The organism is Streptomyces sp. NBC_00193 (genome assembly GCF_026342735.1).
In the GTDB taxonomy this organism is placed as follows: Bacteria; Actinomycetota; Actinomycetes; order Streptomycetales; family Streptomycetaceae; genus Streptomyces; species Streptomyces stoeckheimensis.
In genome coordinates this window covers 5,536,770-5,551,705 of the sequence record NZ_JAPEMM010000001.1, presented here as the reverse complement: position 1 = coordinate 5,551,705, position 14,936 = coordinate 5,536,770, and the positions used below count along the sequence as shown (strand labels likewise).

At 72.6% G+C, this 14,936-nt stretch carries 15 protein-coding genes; 2 read left to right on the top strand and 13 right to left on the bottom strand.

The features are described from left to right. Positions 1-88: 88 nt before the first annotated feature. Complete coding sequence (locus OG898_RS24865; protein WP_250741537.1) at positions 89-514, bottom strand: SPW repeat protein; 426 nt, start codon at positions 512-514, stop codon at positions 89-91. Positions 515-610: 96 nt separating this feature from the next. Then, positions 611-2,056: a peptidase C39 family protein gene (locus OG898_RS24860; RefSeq protein ID WP_266959298.1), complete on the bottom strand. Its 1,446-nt coding sequence runs from the start codon at positions 2,054-2,056 to the stop codon at positions 611-613. A 430-nt stretch (positions 2,057-2,486) separates the two neighbouring features. Here OG898_RS24860 and OG898_RS24855 point away from each other — a divergent pair, with 430 nt between their 5' ends. Both OG898_RS24855 and OG898_RS24850 read left to right on the top strand, forming a co-directional pair. Then, on the top strand, positions 2,487-3,122 hold the full coding sequence (locus OG898_RS24855) for a uridine kinase (protein ID WP_266959296.1): 636 nt from the start codon (positions 2,487-2,489) through the stop codon (positions 3,120-3,122). Positions 3,123-3,523: 401 nt separating this feature from the next. Continuing rightward, complete coding sequence (locus tag OG898_RS24850; RefSeq protein ID WP_250741534.1) at positions 3,524-5,476, top strand: AAA family ATPase; 1,953 nt, start codon at positions 3,524-3,526, stop codon at positions 5,474-5,476. 7 nt (positions 5,477-5,483) lie between these two features. Here OG898_RS24850 and OG898_RS24845 read toward each other — a convergent pair whose 3' ends face one another. The 11 genes from OG898_RS24845 to ribD all read right to left on the bottom strand — a co-directional run bounded on the left by OG898_RS24845 (position 5,484) and on the right by ribD (position 14,787). Next, positions 5,484-5,918, bottom strand: a complete 435-nt coding sequence (locus OG898_RS24845; protein ID WP_250741533.1) for a hypothetical protein — start codon at positions 5,916-5,918, stop codon at positions 5,484-5,486. Between the two features lie 86 nt (positions 5,919-6,004). Next, positions 6,005-7,084: a hemolysin family protein gene (locus OG898_RS24840; protein ID WP_266959294.1), complete on the bottom strand. Its 1,080-nt coding sequence runs from the start codon at positions 7,082-7,084 to the stop codon at positions 6,005-6,007. Then, complete coding sequence (locus OG898_RS24835) at positions 7,081-8,490, bottom strand: hemolysin family protein (RefSeq protein WP_250741531.1); 1,410 nt, start codon at positions 8,488-8,490, stop codon at positions 7,081-7,083. Before OG898_RS24835 ends, OG898_RS24840 begins: the two co-directional genes overlap by 4 nt. Positions 8,491-8,690: 200 nt before the next feature. After that, positions 8,691-9,155, bottom strand: a complete 465-nt coding sequence (locus OG898_RS24830; protein ID WP_266959291.1) for a PH domain-containing protein — start codon at positions 9,153-9,155, stop codon at positions 8,691-8,693. An 84-nt stretch (positions 9,156-9,239) separates the two neighbouring features. Continuing rightward, a complete protein-coding gene (gene hisG, locus OG898_RS24825; RefSeq protein WP_250741529.1) occupies positions 9,240-10,088 on the bottom strand; it encodes an ATP phosphoribosyltransferase in 849 nt (282 codons plus the stop codon). Positions 10,089-10,202: 114 nt separating this feature from the next. Beyond that, positions 10,203-10,484 (bottom strand): phosphoribosyl-ATP diphosphatase, encoded by a 282-nt coding sequence (locus OG898_RS24820; RefSeq protein ID WP_250741528.1) that lies wholly within the window; start codon positions 10,482-10,484, stop codon positions 10,203-10,205. A gap of 46 nt (positions 10,485-10,530) precedes the next feature. Further along, the gene (gene ribH, locus OG898_RS24815; RefSeq protein WP_250741527.1) at positions 10,531-11,028 is read right to left on the bottom strand and encodes a 6,7-dimethyl-8-ribityllumazine synthase; all 498 of its coding nucleotides are present in this window, start codon (positions 11,026-11,028) and stop codon (positions 10,531-10,533) included. 89 nt (positions 11,029-11,117) lie between these two features. After that, positions 11,118-12,422: a bifunctional 3,4-dihydroxy-2-butanone-4-phosphate synthase/GTP cyclohydrolase II gene (locus OG898_RS24810; RefSeq protein ID WP_250741526.1), complete on the bottom strand. Its 1,305-nt coding sequence runs from the start codon at positions 12,420-12,422 to the stop codon at positions 11,118-11,120. After that, positions 12,419-13,072, bottom strand: a complete 654-nt coding sequence (locus OG898_RS24805) for a nicotinamide mononucleotide transporter family protein (protein WP_250741525.1) — start codon at positions 13,070-13,072, stop codon at positions 12,419-12,421. Before OG898_RS24805 ends, OG898_RS24810 begins: the two co-directional genes overlap by 4 nt. Continuing rightward, on the bottom strand, positions 13,069-13,695 hold the full coding sequence (locus OG898_RS24800; RefSeq protein WP_250741524.1) for a riboflavin synthase: 627 nt from the start codon (positions 13,693-13,695) through the stop codon (positions 13,069-13,071). Before OG898_RS24800 ends, OG898_RS24805 begins: the two co-directional genes overlap by 4 nt. Continuing rightward, entirely contained in the window at positions 13,696-14,787 is a 1,092-nt protein-coding gene (gene ribD / locus OG898_RS24795; protein ID WP_250741556.1) for a bifunctional diaminohydroxyphosphoribosylaminopyrimidine deaminase/5-amino-6-(5-phosphoribosylamino)uracil reductase RibD, read from the bottom strand. Between the last annotated feature and the right edge of the window lie 149 nt (positions 14,788-14,936).

Sequence of the window (14,936 nt, the reverse complement as noted above, 5' to 3'; positions counted from 1 at the left end):
GCGGTAGAGACGATGGTCACGGGTGGCATGTCTCACGCCCCCGGCCGCGTGGTGCGGACCGGGGGCGCGAGGGGTCGTGCGTACCGGATCAGGTGGTGCGGTCGCGGCCCGCCATGCCCGCCATGGCCAGGGCCAGGCACAGGGCGATACCGCCGGCGAGGACGTTGCTCCACACCGTGCGGGTGGTGCTGACGTCGCCGGAGATGACGAAGGGCGCGACGATCGTCCAGGCGGCGAGACCGACCGCGGTCCAGGCCATGGCGTGGGTGCGTTCGTAGGCGGAGCCGAGTCCGCTCATGCACAGACAGTAGGCCAGGCCCGCGATCAGGTTGTTGATCGCCAGCGAGCTGAGCCCGCTGAATCCGGCGATCCACGGCGAGGCGGCGATGTACAGGCCCGTCATCAGGGCCAGCGCCTCTACGACCTGGGCACTCGGAGTGCTGGTGACCCGCTCGAACCGCGAGCGCATCTCAGCGAGGTCGGGGTGGTGTTCGATTCTCGGTTGGGTGGTCATGGCGGGCTGCCTCCTATGAGAAGCTCCTATTGCCCTTTTGCCCTTTATGTTCCACTTACATGCCATTCGGGTCAACGCGAAAATCGACGCGAGATCTCAGAGCACGCCGACCGCCCGCAGTGCGAGGACCTGGGCCGGGTTCGGCCTGATCGGACCGTAGAGGTAGCAGACGCCTCCGGTGCCGGAGACGACCTTGCCCGCGGCGTTGTGGCGCTTGGTCCGGAGCCAGTTGTTCTCGAACTGGCGGCGCCCGTAGACGCGGCGCACCGCCGTGTTGTCGGCCGAGTTCGGGTCGTTGGCGATCACGTCGCCCGAGGCCGTGAAGCCGATGACGGTCATCAGGTGGCCGGCCGTGCCGTAGCCCGCGCCCGTGAGCTCCTCGGCCCTGAAGGACTGCGAGGTGATGACCGGGACTCCGGCCCGCACCAGGGTCTCCAGGTCCGTGAGGGAGCCGAGGCGGGTGACGACGCCGGCCATCTGCCGGTAGGTGGCGGCGTAGGCGGCGTTGAAGGGCCAGTTTCCGCAGCCCTTGTACGCGGCGTCGTAGGTGGAGCGGGCGGCGTGGCAGACCTGGGGGTCCGCGTAGTCCTTCTTGACCCAGGCCACGGAGGAGGCGCTGGCCCTGCGGCCCCAGAACTCGATGATCATCTGGGAGGAGGTGGGGCTGCACCAGGCCTCACCGCCGTTGTCGTACTCGGGGTACTGGCCGGCGTGCGTCTCCTGCGAGTACCTCGGCACCTTCAGCTCGTGGGCCCCGCCGGCGGCGGTGGAGGCCGGGACGCCGAACCGGTCCGGGACGTCCGAGGCCATGGCGCCGGCCAGCCACACCGTGGGGCCGCGGCTCGCACCGGGCTTGCGGTACAGGGTCAGGCGCAGCCGCCAGTCCTTGATCCGCAGCCCGCTCGCGGGGGCGTCCACGGCCAGGGTGTCGGTCCAGACGGTGGACTTGCCGTCGGTCTGGCCGTCCACGGAGGTGCGCCGGATGTCCCCGTCACCGGAGGCCCAGCGGCCCATCACGTACCAGGGGGTGGCGGTGCCGTCGGTGTAGGTGCCGCGCAGTTCGGCCTGGATCCAGGTGCCGGCCGGGGTGCGGGCGTTCCAGGAGGCGATGGCCTCGGTGGCGGGGACGGTCGAGGTGTGGACCGGGGAGGTCCAGGTGGCGTACTCCCAGGTGCTCTTCTTCGCGGTGTGCGGGTCCGTGTACTCGGTGCGGCCCGTGGGGGTCTTGATCTCCAGGCCGGGGCGGGCGCCGCCGATGGCGGTGGTGCCCTGGTGCCGGCCGGCGGTCCAGTGGGCGTACGAGTACCAGAAGCGGTTGTCCACCGTCTTGCGGGTGGCTCCGGCGGTGGCCTCGGCGGCTCCGGCGGTGGCCTCGGCGCCTCCGGCGGTGGCCGGGGGCGGGGTGGCCGGGGTGGCCTGTCCCCGGCCGCCGCCGGTGGCGGGCTTCGGCTCGGCCGCGGAGGCTCGGCCGCCGGGGACGGTGGCGGCGGCTGCCGCCAGGGCTACCGCCAGTAGGGCGCGGCGGGGTGTGGGTGCGGTCATCGGCGTGGCCCCCAGGGGTCGGTGCGGCGGGTCGGCTCCCGCCCACCCTTCCAGTTCCCGCGTGCGGGGCCGTGAAGCCGCGCGCCGTGTCGGGGTGACGCGGCGCGGCCCCCGCTCCCCCGGGCGGGCCCTGCGGGGCTGTCCCCTACCCGCCCTTCCACCGTTCCCCGGGCTCCGCCCGGACCCGTCCCCGGGTGCGGCGCCGTTGCCGGGGGTCAACCCCCGGACCCCCGCTCCTCAAACGCCGGAGGGGCTGAGTTCTCGCCGGCGTCAGCCAAGATCAGCCTCGCCGGCGTTTGAGGCGCGGGGTCTGGGGCGGAGCCCCAGGGGGGCCGGGGCGCAGCCCCGGGGAACGGGCGAAGGGCGGGTAGGGGACAGCCCCGCAGGGCCGCTGCGTCGCGCCGGGCGGCGGAGGTCATACGGTGGGGGCGTGGAACCTCAGTCGTCGCTTCAGCCGCTCGTGCGCGAGATCATCGCCCTGCCGCCCTCGATCGGGCCCGTCCGCCTCGTCGGGATCGACGGGCACGCCGGGTCCGGGAAGAGCACCTTCGCGGGGGCGCTCGCCGAGGCGCTGGGCGGGGTTCCCGTGTTGCGGCTGGATGATGTGGCCACTCATGAGGAGCTGTTCGGGTGGGTGGGGCGACTGCGCAAGCAGGTGCTGGAGCCGCTCGCCGCGGGGCGGGCCGCGCACTGGGCCCCGTACGACTGGGTCGAGCGGCGGTTCGGGCCGGAGCGGGTGCTGGAGCCCGGTCCGGTGCTGCTCGTCGAGGGGGTCGGTGCCGGGCGGCGCGCCCTGCGCCCGTACCTGGCGCGGCTGCTGTGGATGGAGACTCCGCGTGCGAAGTCCTGGGGGCGCGGGCGCAACCGGGACGGGCGCGAACTTTCCGACTTCTGGGACGGATGGGAGCGCGCGGAGCTCGCGCACTTCGCGGATGATCCTTCGCGCCCCTTCGCCGACACCCTGGTGCGGCAGAGCAGTACGGGATACGAGTGGACTTCCGGGGCGGCCGGGGCGGCGGGAACCGGCGCTCGTGTGACGGAGGGTGACGAGGCCCCCCAGGCCTGAAGGGCGGGGGAAAGACCCTCTCCGCGGGTGCCTCCCGGCCGCTTGACCCGGGGGCCGGGACGGCCTTACGTTCTGAAGAAGCGGCCCTCACCGGCCGCCGCGGACACGAAGTCCCCGATTGTTCCCCCGTGATCGGGGGCTTCGTTCTGTCCCCCGGTCCCCCGCGGATCCCCGTCCGGCACTCCTCCGTCGCGGCGTCGCACGGGGCACATCCCGGCCGTTTTCTCACCCTGCGTCACCGTGGACCGTCCGGATCCGTGCCCGGCAGGTCTTCGACGCACCCTACGTAAGGTGCGTAACCGCAGGTACGATGCACCCCTGATTTCATCGGCGCAGGAACAACTCGCGGATGCGTCGCGGGGGTTGCTGGGCACCACGGGGGCAGGCTTGTGGGGGATGTGATGGACTTCGCCGCGCACGGAAGCAGCGCGCACGCCCCGGCCGAACTCGCCTGGCTGCGAGGAGTGGACGCCTGCACGATGGGCGCCTATCCGCAGGCCGAGGAAGAGTTCCGGGCGGCCGTACGACTCGATCCCGGGATGGCGGATGCCTGGCTGGGGCTGCACGCGCTCCGCGTCGACACCACCAACGCGTTATTGCGCATGTACGCCCACCGGGACCGCTTCGGGGAACAGCGGGCCCGCCACCGGCGGACGCTGAACTCCTGGTACTGGCTGGGCTGGTGGGTGCAGCCGGTCCTGGAGACCCGGCGGGACCTGCTGCTGGCGCACGCCTCGCACTGGCTGGACGGGCGCCACGTCCCCGAGCTGGACCAGGCGCTGGCGGCCCTGCCGCCCGTGGACACCGACCCCCAGGTGCGCTTCCTGCACGCCTGCCGGGCGTACCTGGTCAAGGACTGGGAGCAGTTGGTGCGCTCCACCGAATCGCTGGTCGACGATCCGCTCCTGGGCATCGAGGCGGGCCTGTTCGGCGGGATGGCCCGGGTCCGGCTGGAGATGTACGGGCAGGCCGAGCCGCTGCTGGCGGCCTCGCTGATGCGCTGCCGCAGCGAGCAGCCCCAGCGCAAGGAGCTGCGGTACTGGCTGGCCCGGGCGCACGAGGGGACCGGGCGCAGCGCGGCGGCCCTGCCGCTGTACCGGGCGGTGCACCGGGTGGACCCGGCGTTCATGGACACGGCGGCCCGGCTGACGGCGATCGAGGACAGCGAGGACGCCGACGGCCTCGCCGGGTACGCGAGCGGCGCGGGCTACGAGGCCTTCGGCGGGCACGGACCGGCCCCGTCGGGCGGTGACTTCGCGGCGGTGGCGCTGGGCGGCGGCGGTCCGGTCCAGGGGATCGCCGCCGACGGACAGCCGGATCCGGACCCGCTGACGGCGGGCGACCCGCCGGAACCGCGGCACGGCCCGGGGGCGCCGGGGCCCGGCGCGGGTCTGCCGGCCGGGGTGCGGCACAAGGCCGCGCTGCCCGCGCAGCCGGGACCGGTGGACCTGCCGGCCGGGCCGGCGGATCCGGCGGCGCTGGCCGAGGCGCTCGCGGAGCTGGAGCGGATGGTGGGCCTGGAGCCGGTCAAACGGCAGGTGAAGGCGCTCTCCGCGCAGCTGCACATGGCCAGGCTGCGGACGGGGCAGGGGCTGCCGGTGCAGCCGCCGAAACGGCACTTCGTCTTCTCGGGGCCGTCGGGCACGGGGAAGACCACGGTGGCCCGGATCCTGGGCCGGGTCTTCTACGCGCTGGGCCTGCTCGGCGGCGACCATCTGGTGGAGGCCGGGCGCGCGGACCTGGTCGGCGAGTTCCTCGGGCAGACCGCGGTGAAGGCGAACGAGCTGATCGACTCGGCGATCGGCGGGGTGCTGTTCGTGGACGAGGCGTACAGCCTCTCCAACTCGGGCTACAGCAAGGGCGACGCGTACGGCGACGAAGCCCTGCAGGTGCTCCTGAAGCGGGCGGAGGACAACCGCGACCACCTGGTGGTGATCCTCGCGGGCTATCCGGCGGGGATGGACCGGCTGCTCGCCACGAATCCGGGGCTGTCCTCGCGGTTCACCACGCGGGTGGACTTCCCCAGTTACCGGCCGCTGGAGCTCACCTCGATCGGCGGGGTGCTGGCGGATGCCAACGGCGACCGGTGGGACGAGGAGGCGCTGGAGGAGCTGCGGAGCATCAGCGGGCACGTGGTGGAGCAGGGGTGGATCGACGAGCTGGGCAACGGGCGGTTCCTGCGCACGCTGTACGAGAAGAGCTGCGCGTACCGGGACTTGCGGCTGTCGGGCTTCGCCGGTGATCCGTCCCGGGAGGATCTGTCCACCCTGCGGCTGGCGGACCTGATGCAGGCGTACGGGGAGGTCCTGTCGGGCCGCGGACCGCAGGAGCGGCCGGAGCCGCCGCCGCTGTGAGGACGGCCTACGGTATGTCCGGCGGCGGGCCGGAGCAGGCCGCGAAGGCGTTGAGGACGAAGAGCGCGAGGACCGCGGCGATCAGGAACCAGCCTCCCCAGAAGGGGCGTCCGCCGTACTGCTCGGCCCACTGCTCGTCCGCCCCGCCGTCGCCCAGCCTGCCTTGCAGCAGCGCCCGGACCCGGTCCGCGAACTCCGGTTCCGCCGCCGCGCGTTCCCGCACGACCGATGCGAGGGCCAGGGCCGCGTCCGGTGCGTGGGGTTCGCGGTCGAAGGCTGCGACGGCGCCGACCCGTTCGGCCGGCAGCCCGTCGAGGATCACCTCGCGCAGCCGGCGCGCCACCGGGGAGGGTGCGTCGGGGTCCTCTCTCAGCAGGCCCAGCACCTCGCGGGCCATGGCCCCGAACTCCGGGTCCCCGTCGTCGTGTTCACCGGATCGCATGAGTGCCCCCTCCCGCCGCCTCCTCACGAGTATGGCGGCCCGACGCCGTTGCCGGACCCCTCTCGCGACGGGTCCGGCGGCGGGCGTCAGCCGGTGAACGCCCCCTCCGAGCGGAGTTCGGGCTTGCGGGCGTGCGGTGGCGTGCGGTGCGCGGGGTCACGCACCTCGCCCACCAGCGTTTCCAGTACGTCCTCCATGGCGACCAGGCCGAGGACCCGGCCCGAGGGGTCGGCGACCTGTGCCAGGTGCGTCGCGTCGCGGCGCATCACCGTCAGGGCGTCGTCCAGCGGGAGCGTGGAGCAGACCGTGGTCATCCGGCGCCAGACCCGCTGGGGCACGGCCCGTTCCCGGTCCTCCAGGTCCAGGACGTCCTTCACGTGCAGGTAGCCCATGAAGGCGCCGCTGTCGGCGCGGACGGGGAACCGGGAGTACCCGGTGCGGACCGTCAGCTGCTCGATCTGGCGCGGGGTGACGGCCGGTCCGACCGTGACCAGCCGGTCCGGGGCGAGGAGGACGTCGGTGACCGGGCGGCTGCCCAGTTCCAGCGCGTCCTCCAGGCGTTCCTGTTCGACCGGCTCCAGCAGACCGGCCTGCCGGGAGTCCTTGAGCAGGCGGCCGAGCTGGGCGGAGGTGTAGACGGCCTCGACCTCGTCCTTGGGCTCCACCTTGAAGAGCCTGAGGATCAGTGTGGCGCAGGCGCCCAGCGCCGTGGTGACCGGTCCGCAGACCCGGGCGAAGGCGACCAGTCCGGGGCTGAACCACAGGGCCGTCTTCTCGGGCGCGGCCATGGCGAGGTTCTTGGGGACCATCTCGCCGATGACCAGGTGGAGGAAGATCACCGAGGTGAGGGCCACCGCGTAGCCCAGCGGATGGATCAGCCCCTCGGGCACGTGGGCGGCGTGGAAGAGGGGCTCCAGGAGCCGGGCCACGGTCGGTTCGGCCACGGCGCCGAGGGTGAGCGAGCACATGGTGATGCCGAACTGTGCGGCGGCCATCATGCGCGGCAGGTTCTCCAGGCCGTGGAGCACCTGGCGGGCCCGCTTGGAGTCGGCGGCCAGGGGTTCGATCTGGCTGCGGCGGACGGAGACGAGGGCGAACTCGGCGCCGACGAAGAAGCCGTTGGCCAGGACGAGCAGCAGGGCGAACAGCAGTTGGAGCGCGTTCACCGGCCACCCACCTGTGCCAGCTCGGCGGGGGCGGCGGCGTCCGGGGCGAACCCGTAGAAGGCCTGCCCGTCGGAGCCCGGTGTGCCGGGGGCCGCGGGAGCGGTGCGCACGAGGCGGACCCGTTCGGCGCGGTAGCGGCGGACCTGGCGCACGGAGAGCTTCCAGCCGGGCAGTTCGGCGCGGTCCCCGGGGGCGGGGATGCGGCCGAGCAGGTCGGCGACGAGCCCGGCGACGGTCTCGTACGGTCCTTCGGGGACCTCCAGGCCTATCCGTCGCAGGGTCTGCACGCGGCAGCTCCCGTCCGCCTCCCAGGAGGGGCGGCCGTCCTCGGCGGGTACGGCGGCCAGTTCGGGGCTGCCGTCCTCCGCGAGGTCGTGCTCGTCGCGGACCTCGCCGACGAGCTCCTCCACGATGTCCTCCAGGGTGACGACGCCGGCGGTGCCGCCGTACTCGTCGACGACCACGGCCATGGGCTGTTCGCTGCGCAGCCGTTCCAGCAGCGGCTGCACCGGCAGGGAGCCGGGCACCAGCAGGGGGGCCACGCAGATCCCGCTGACGCTGGTGCGGGCGCGCTCGGACTCGGGCACGGCGAGGGCGTCCTTGAGGTGGACGACCCCGGTGATCTCGTCGATGCGCTCGCGGTAGACGGGGAAGCGGGACAGGCCCGTGGCGCGGGTCAGGTTGAGCACGTCGGCCGCGGTGGCCGTGTGCTGGAGGGCGCTGACCTTGACCCGGGGGGTCATGACCAGCTGCGCCGTGAGCTCGCCCAGCGACAGGGTCCGTACGAAGAGGTCGGCGGTGTCCTGTTCCAGGGCTCCGGCCTGGGCCGAATGGCGGACCAGGGAGACCAGCTCGCCGGGGGTGCGGGCGGAGGCCATCTCCTCGGTGGGCTCCACGCCGAGCGCCCGGACGAGCCGGTTGGCGACGGCGTTGAGGCCCGCGATGACGGGCCGGAAGACCCGGGAGAAGACGTGCTGCGGGCCGGCCACGAAACGGGCCACCTGGAGCGGTCGGGAGACGGCCCAGTTCTTCGGGACGAGCTCGCCGACCACCATCTGGACGGCGGAGGCGAGCAGCATGCCGATGACGACGGCCGCGCCGGGGACGGCGCCCTTGGGGAGGCCGGTCGCTTCGAGCGGCCCGGCCAGCAGGGCGGCGAGGGCGGGCTCGGCGAGCATGCCGACCACGAGGGAGGTGATGGTGATGCCGAGCTGGGTGCCGGAGAGCTGGAAGGACAGCTCCCGCAGGGCTGCGACGACCGTGCGGGCACGGCGGTCGCCCTCGGCCGCGGCGCGTTCGGCCTCGGGTCTCTCGACGGTGACGAGGCCGAATTCGGCTGCCACGAAGAAACCGTTGGCGAGGATCAGGGCGAATGCCGCCACGAGCAGAAGTAGCGGGATGGTCATGCCGCCGCCTCCGTGGGGAGGGCGGCGCGTGTACTACCGGACGATCCGTCCATTGCTGGAGGGAGTCACTCCTCGAGTCGCAGGTGCCCACGGGCCTCGGGGTCCCGGGGCCGGTGGGAGGGCGCACGGTCGCGCCCCCACACCAGGTTAGTCATTGAGATCGCCGCCGCAATGGGACGCAGCGACGAGGTCGGCCGGGCTCAGTCGTTCTTTGAGCCGGTTCCGTGGGCTTCGGCCAGGGCGCGCAGGGCGCGGGCGTCGGCGATCGCCTGGGCCTTGGCGACCCCGGGCTGGATGCCCAGGGCGGGCAGGCTGGTGCCGTCGCTCAGGTCGAGGAACACCCAGGCGTCGCCGGGGCGGAGGTTGACGCGCAGGATCTGCGCCCACTCCAGGCGGCGGGTGGTGGTGAGGTTGACGACCGTGACCCCGGTCTCGTCGGCGACCACCTTGGGGCGGCTGAGCAGGACGAGGACGGAGGACAGCAGGACGGCGACGAAGACGAAGCTGATCCGCTCGCCGGGCTGCAGGCGCTCCAGCATCAGGGCGATCGTCGTGATGGTGAGGAACATGGCGGCGCCCACGCCCAGCAGGACGACCCGGGTGCGGGTCGGCCGGAAGGTGACCGGCAGGGCGGGCGGTGCGGGCTGGGCGGTGGCGTCGGCCATGTTCGTCAGGTGCCTTCGGGTGGTGCCGGGTGATGAGCCCGATGGTGAGGGATGCGGCCGTGCGGCGGGGTGCCGTCGTACGCGTCAGAGGCGGCAGGCGTGGATCGAGGTGGTGAGGATCGCGCGCGCGCCGAGCTCGTACAGGTCGTCCATGATCCGCTGGGCCTCCTTGGCGGGGACCATGGCGCGGACGGCGACCCAGCCCTCGTTGTGCAGCGGGGAGACGGTCGGCGACTCCAGGCCCGGGGTGAGGGCGACCGCGCGCTCCAGGTGCTCGGCGCGGCAGTCGTAGTCCATCATCACGTAGCTGCGGGCGACCAGGACGCCCTGGAGGCGGCGCAGGAACTGCTGGGCCCGGGGGTCCTCGGGGTCGGTGCCGTTGCCGCGGATGACGACGGCCTCGGAGGTCATGATCGGCTCGCCGATGACCTCCAGTCCGGCGTTGCGCAGGCTGGTGCCGGTCTCGACGACGTCGGCGATGATCTGGGCGACGCCGAGCTGGATGGCGGTCTCGACCGCGCCGTCGAGGTGGACGACGGAGGCTTCGATGCCCTTGTCGGCGAGGTGCTTCGCGACGATTCCCTCGTACGAGGTCGCGATGGTCATCCCGTGGAAGTCCTCGGGGCCCTTCGCGGTGCCGGGGATGGTGGCGTAGCGGAAGGTGGAGCGGCCGAAGTTCAGCGGCAGGATCTCCTCGGCGCTGGCGCCGGAGTCGAGCAGCAGGTCGCGGCCGGTGATGCCGATGTCGAGCTTGCCGGAGGACACGTAGATCGCGATGTCCTTGGGGCGGAGGTAGAAGAACTCCACCTCGTTCTCGGGGTCGACGACCACGAGCTCCTTGGACTCCTTGCGCATCCGGTAGCCGGCCTCATGGAGCATCGCCGACGCCGGTCCGGAGAGAGAACCCTTGTTGGGGACGGCGATGCGCAGCATGGGGCTTCCTTTGGTGCGTAGGTGCGAAAGGGTGTGCTGGTGTACGGGTACCGGGCGCGCGGACGCCCCGGCAGGGTGTGCCGGGGCCCGCGCGGAACTGCTGGGGACTGCGGCCTAGAGGTGCGCGTAGACGTCGTCGAGGGAGATCCCGCGCGCCACCATCATCACCTGGACGTGGTAGAGCAGCTGGGAGATTTCCTCGGCAGCGGCTTCCTTGCTCTCGTACTCGGCGGCCATCCAGACCTCGGCGGCCTCCTCGACGACCTTCTTGCCGATGGCATGGACGCCCTTGCCGACCAGCTCGGCGGTACGGGAGGTGCTGGGGTCGCCGTTGGCGGCCTTGAGCTGGAGCTCGGTGAAGAGCTCTTCGAAACTCTTGGAGGGTGTGTTCGCCATGATGTCCCTAGGGTACGGGCTCACCCCGGTGCCCCAGCGCCTGGGTTCACCCCTTGGACTGGCGCCAGGGTTCGCTGACGGTCCGCAGGGTCATGGCGGTGGAGACGGCGGCGGTGACCGCTTCGTGCCCCTTGTCCTCGTTCGACCCCTCGAGTCCGGCGCGGTCCAGCGCCTGCTCGTCGTTGTCGCAGGTCAGCACGCCGAAGCCGACGGGGACTCCGGTGTCGATCGACACCTGTACCAGGCCCTGGGTGACGCCCTGGCAGACGTAGTCGAAGTGCGGGGTGCCGCCGCGGATGACCACGCCGAGGGCGACGATGGCATCGTAACCGCGACCTGCCAGTACCTTCGCCACGACCGGGAGCTCGAAGCTGCCCGGGACGCGCAGCAGGGTGGGCTCGTCGATCCCCAGCTCGTGCAGGGCCCGCAGGGCGCCGTCCACCAGGCCGTCCATGACCTTCTCGTGCCACTGGGCCGCGATCACTGCGACACGCAGGTCTCCGCAGTTCTTCACGCTCAGTTCGGGTGCGCCCTTGCCGCTCACAGCTCTGCTCCTCGGTGCGATTCGTGTGGTGTGGTGATGTGGTGTGGGGTGGTGCTCGGGGATGGTGCTACCGGTGTACCGGCTACCGGCTACTGGTTGCCGCAGGCGGACGTGGTCACGGCCCCTTCGAGCCAGGGCAGGTCGTGTCCCATCCGGTCCCGCTTGGTGCGGAGGTAGCGCAGATTGTGCTCGCCCGCCTCCATGGGCATCGGCTCCCGGTCGGAAACCTTGATGCCGTGGCTGATGAGGGCTTCCGCCTTCTCGGGGTTGTTGGTCAGCAGCCGGACGCTGTGGACGCCGAGGTCGGCGAGCATCTGGGCGCCGGCCCCGTAGTCGCGGGCGTCGGCCGGCAGACCCAGTTCGAGGTTGGCGTCGAGGGTGTCGCGGCCGCGCTCCTGGAGCTCGTAGGCGCGCAGCTTGGACAGCAGGCCGATGCCGCGGCCCTCGTGTCCGCGCAGGTAGACGATCACGCCGCGGCCGGCCGCCTGGACCCGCTCCATGGCGGTGTGCAGCTGGGGGCCGCAGTCGCAGCGCTGCGACTGGAAGATGTCGCCGGTCAGGCACTCGGAGTGCATGCGGACCAGGACGTCCTCGCCGTCGCCGATCTCGCCGTGGACGAGGGCGACGTGCTCGACGCCGTCGACGGTGGAGCGGAACCCGTACGCGGTGAAGTGGCCGAAGGCGGTCGGCAGGCTGACCTGGGCCTCGCGGCGCACGGTCGGCTCGGCGGAGCGGCGGTAGGCGATCAGGTCCTCGATGGAGATGATCGTCAGGCCGTGCTTGCGGGCGAAGGGGATCAGCTCGGGCAGCCGCAGCATCACGCCGTCCTCGCCGGCGATCTCCACGATGGCGCCGGCCGGACGCAGGCCCGCGAGGCGGGCGAGGTCGACGGCGGCCTCGGTGTGACCGTTGCGGACCAGGACGCCGCCGGGCTTGGCGCGCAGCGGGAAGATGTGCCCGGGGCGGACGAAGTCGGCGGGGCCCGAGACCCCGTCGGCCAGCAGCCGCAGGGTGGTGGCGCGGTCGGCGGCGGAGATGCCGGTGGTGACGCCGTGGGCGCCGCTCGCGTCGACCGACACGGTGAAGGCGGTCTGCATCGACTCGGTGTTGTGCTGGACCATCTGCGGGAGTTCGAGGCGCTCCAGCTCGTCGCCCTCCATCGGGGCGCAGATCAGGCCGCGGCACTCGCTCATCATGAACGCGATGATCTCGGGGGTGGCCTTCTCGGCCGCGATGACGAGGTCGCCCTCGTTCTCGCGGTCCTCGTCGTCGACGACGACCACGGGACGGCCGGCCGCGATGTCGCGGATGGCCTGCTCGACGGGGTCGAGGCGGAAGACCTCTTCGCGCTCGACGTCGGGCACGGGCTTCAGGACGGGGTTCGGGGTGATCATGCCGTTGCTCCTTCCAGAGCCGGGGCGGTGGTGGTGCGCGAACGCTGGTACCAGTCGTAGGCGCCCCAGACGACGAGGGCGAAGTAGACGACGTAGACGAGGCCGGAGAAGGCCAGTCCGCTGTTGAAGGCGAGGGGGACGCCGACCAGGTCGACGAGGAGCCAGGCGAACCAGAACTCGACCAGGCCGCGGGCCTGGGCGACCATCGCGACGATGGTGCCGACGAAGATGTAGGCGTCGGCCCACGGGCTCCACGACAGGCTCGGGTAGAGGGTGAACAGTCCGCCGACGGCCAGGGTCCCGGCGGCCGCGCCGGCCAGCAGGAGCCCGCGCTCCTTCCAGGAGGCGGTGCGGACGGCGATGGAGCCGTCCTGGGCGTCCTGCTTGCCGCGCTGCCAGGCGCGCCAGCCCCACGCGGCCACGCCGATGACGAGGAGCTGCTTGCCGACCCCGCCCGCGAGATGGGCGGAGGCGTAGGCGCCGACGAGGATCAGGCCGGAGAGGAGCTGGGCGGGCCAGGTCCATATGGAGCGCCGCCAGCCGAGCGCGAGGGCGCCCAGGCCGATCAGGTTGCCGATCATGTCGGACCAGATGACCTTCTGGTCGAAGACCTCGAAGGCCTCGGTGTTGAGCCAGGTCAGGGCGCTCACTGCGACTCCCCCGTACGGTGGTGCAGGGGGTCGACGCCGGCGGCCAGCAGCCGCTCCACGTACTTCGCCAGGACGTCGACCTCGAGGTTGACCGGGTCGCCGGGCTTCTTGATGCCCAGGGTGGTCAGCGCGAGGGTGGTGGGGATGAGGCTGATGGTGAACCAGTCGGCCGCGGCCTCGACCACGGTGAGGCTGACGCCGTCGACCGTGATGGAGCCCTTCTCGACGACGTAGCGGGAGAGGTTCTCCGGGAGGGCGACCTTGACGATCTCCCAGTGCTCGGAGGGGGTCCGCGAGATGATCTCGCCGGTTCCGTCCACGTGCCCCTGGACCAGGTGGCCGCCGAGCCGTCCGCCGAGCGCCATGGGGCGCTCCAGGTTGACCCGGGAGCCCTGGGTGAGGGCGCCGAGGCTGGAGCGGTTCAGGGTCTCCTGCATGACGTCGGCGGTGAACTCGCCGTCACCGGTCTCCACGACCGTCAGGCAGACGCCGTTCACGGCGATGGAGTCGCCGTGCTTGGCGTCCTCGGTGACGACCGGGCCGCGCAGGCGGAAGCGGGAGGCTTCGGCGAGCTCCTCGACGGCGACGACCTCGCCCAGTTCTTCGACGATTCCGGTGAACACTCAGTGCTCCTTGAGGGCTGTGGGGGCGGTGGGGGCCGACGCGGGGACGGCGGTGACGCGGATGTCCGTGCCGATGCGGACGGTTTCGGTGATCCGGAGCCGGAGCGCGTCGGCGAGGGTGCCGATGCCGGCGTCGGCGAGGGCGAGGGGGCCCGCGCCGAGGAGGACGGGGGCGAGGTAGCCGACGACCTTGTCGACGGCCCCGGCGGCGATGAAGGCGCCGGCCAGGGTCGGGCCGCCTTCGAGGAGGACGGAGCGGATGCCGCGTCCGTACAGCTCGCGCAGCAGGGCGTCCACGGAGATCCCGTACTTGTCGTACGGGAGCCGGGCCAGCTCCACTCCGGCGAGGTGGCGGGTGTCGGCGTCCTCGGCGACGGCGATCAGGGTGGGAGCGGCCTCGTCCAGGACCCGGGCGGTGGGCCGGATCGTGGCGTGGGTGTCCAGGACCACGCGCAGCGGCTGGTCGGCGGCGGTGAAGCCGTCGATCCCCCGTACGGCGAGGTGCGGGTCGTCGGCGCGCAGGGTGCCGGAGCCGACGACGACGGCGTCGGACTCGGCGCGCAGCCGGTGGACGTCGGCGCGGGACTCGGGGGAGCTGATCCAGCGGCTGGTGCCGTCGGCGGCCGCGATGCGGCCGTCGAGGGTCGCGGCGTACTTCCACAGGATGTACGGGCGGCCCAGGCGCACGGAGGTCAGCCAGGCGGCGTTGCCCGCCTCGGCCTCCTCGCGGAGCAGTCCGGCCGAGGTGTCGATCCCGGCGGCGCGCAGGGTGGCGCCGCCCCCGCTGGCCTGCGGGTTCGGGTCGGAGACCGCGTAGACCACGCGGGTGATCCCGGCGGCGATGAGCGCCTGCGCGCAGGGTCCCGTACGGCCGGTGTGGTTGCAGGGTTCGAGGGTGACGTAGGCGGTGCCGCCGCGGGCTGCCGCGCCTGCCGCGTTCAGGGCGTGGATCTCGGCGTGCGGGCCGCCGGCCCGCTCGTGCCAGCCTTCGCCCACGACGGCGCCGGAGGCGTCGGTGATGACGCAGCCGACGACGGGGTTGGGGCTGGTGGAGCCGAGTCCGCGGGCGGCGAGCTCGATGGCTCGGCGCATGGCGCGGGTGCCCGCGTCGGGTGCTGCGTGCGCGGCGTGTGTCGCCACCGGGTCCTCCTGCCTCATCGGGCACGGACTCCGGGGCCTGTCGGGATACGACAGATGAAGCGGGTAGCACACGCGGGGACGCCGAGGCCGGAAACACGGTC

What these genes read in the sequence shown, in the direction of transcription:
- OG898_RS24865 (WP_250741537.1), bottom strand. Translation starts at nt 514, where the DNA reads ATGACCACCCAACCGAGAATCGAACACCACCCCGACCTCGCTGAGATG.
- OG898_RS24860 (WP_266959298.1), bottom strand. Translation starts at nt 2,056, where the DNA reads ATGACCGCACCCACACCCCGCCGCGCCCTACTGGCGGTAGCCCTGGCG.
- OG898_RS24850 (WP_250741534.1), top strand. Translation starts at nt 3,524, where the DNA reads ATGGACTTCGCCGCGCACGGAAGCAGCGCGCACGCCCCGGCCGAACTC.
- OG898_RS24845 (WP_250741533.1), bottom strand. Translation starts at nt 5,918, where the DNA reads ATGCGATCCGGTGAACACGACGACGGGGACCCGGAGTTCGGGGCCATG.
- OG898_RS24835 (WP_250741531.1), bottom strand. Translation starts at nt 8,490, where the DNA reads ATGACCATCCCGCTACTTCTGCTCGTGGCGGCATTCGCCCTGATCCTC.
- OG898_RS24830 (WP_266959291.1), bottom strand. Translation starts at nt 9,155, where the DNA reads ATGGCCGACGCCACCGCCCAGCCCGCACCGCCCGCCCTGCCGGTCACC.
- hisG (WP_250741529.1), bottom strand. Translation starts at nt 10,088, where the DNA reads ATGCTGCGCATCGCCGTCCCCAACAAGGGTTCTCTCTCCGGACCGGCG.
- OG898_RS24820 (WP_250741528.1), bottom strand. Translation starts at nt 10,484, where the DNA reads ATGGCGAACACACCCTCCAAGAGTTTCGAAGAGCTCTTCACCGAGCTC.
- OG898_RS24810 (WP_250741526.1), bottom strand. Translation starts at nt 12,422, where the DNA reads ATGATCACCCCGAACCCCGTCCTGAAGCCCGTGCCCGACGTCGAGCGC.
- ribD (WP_250741556.1), bottom strand. Translation starts at nt 14,787, where the DNA reads ATGCGCCGAGCCATCGAGCTCGCCGCCCGCGGACTCGGCTCCACCAGC.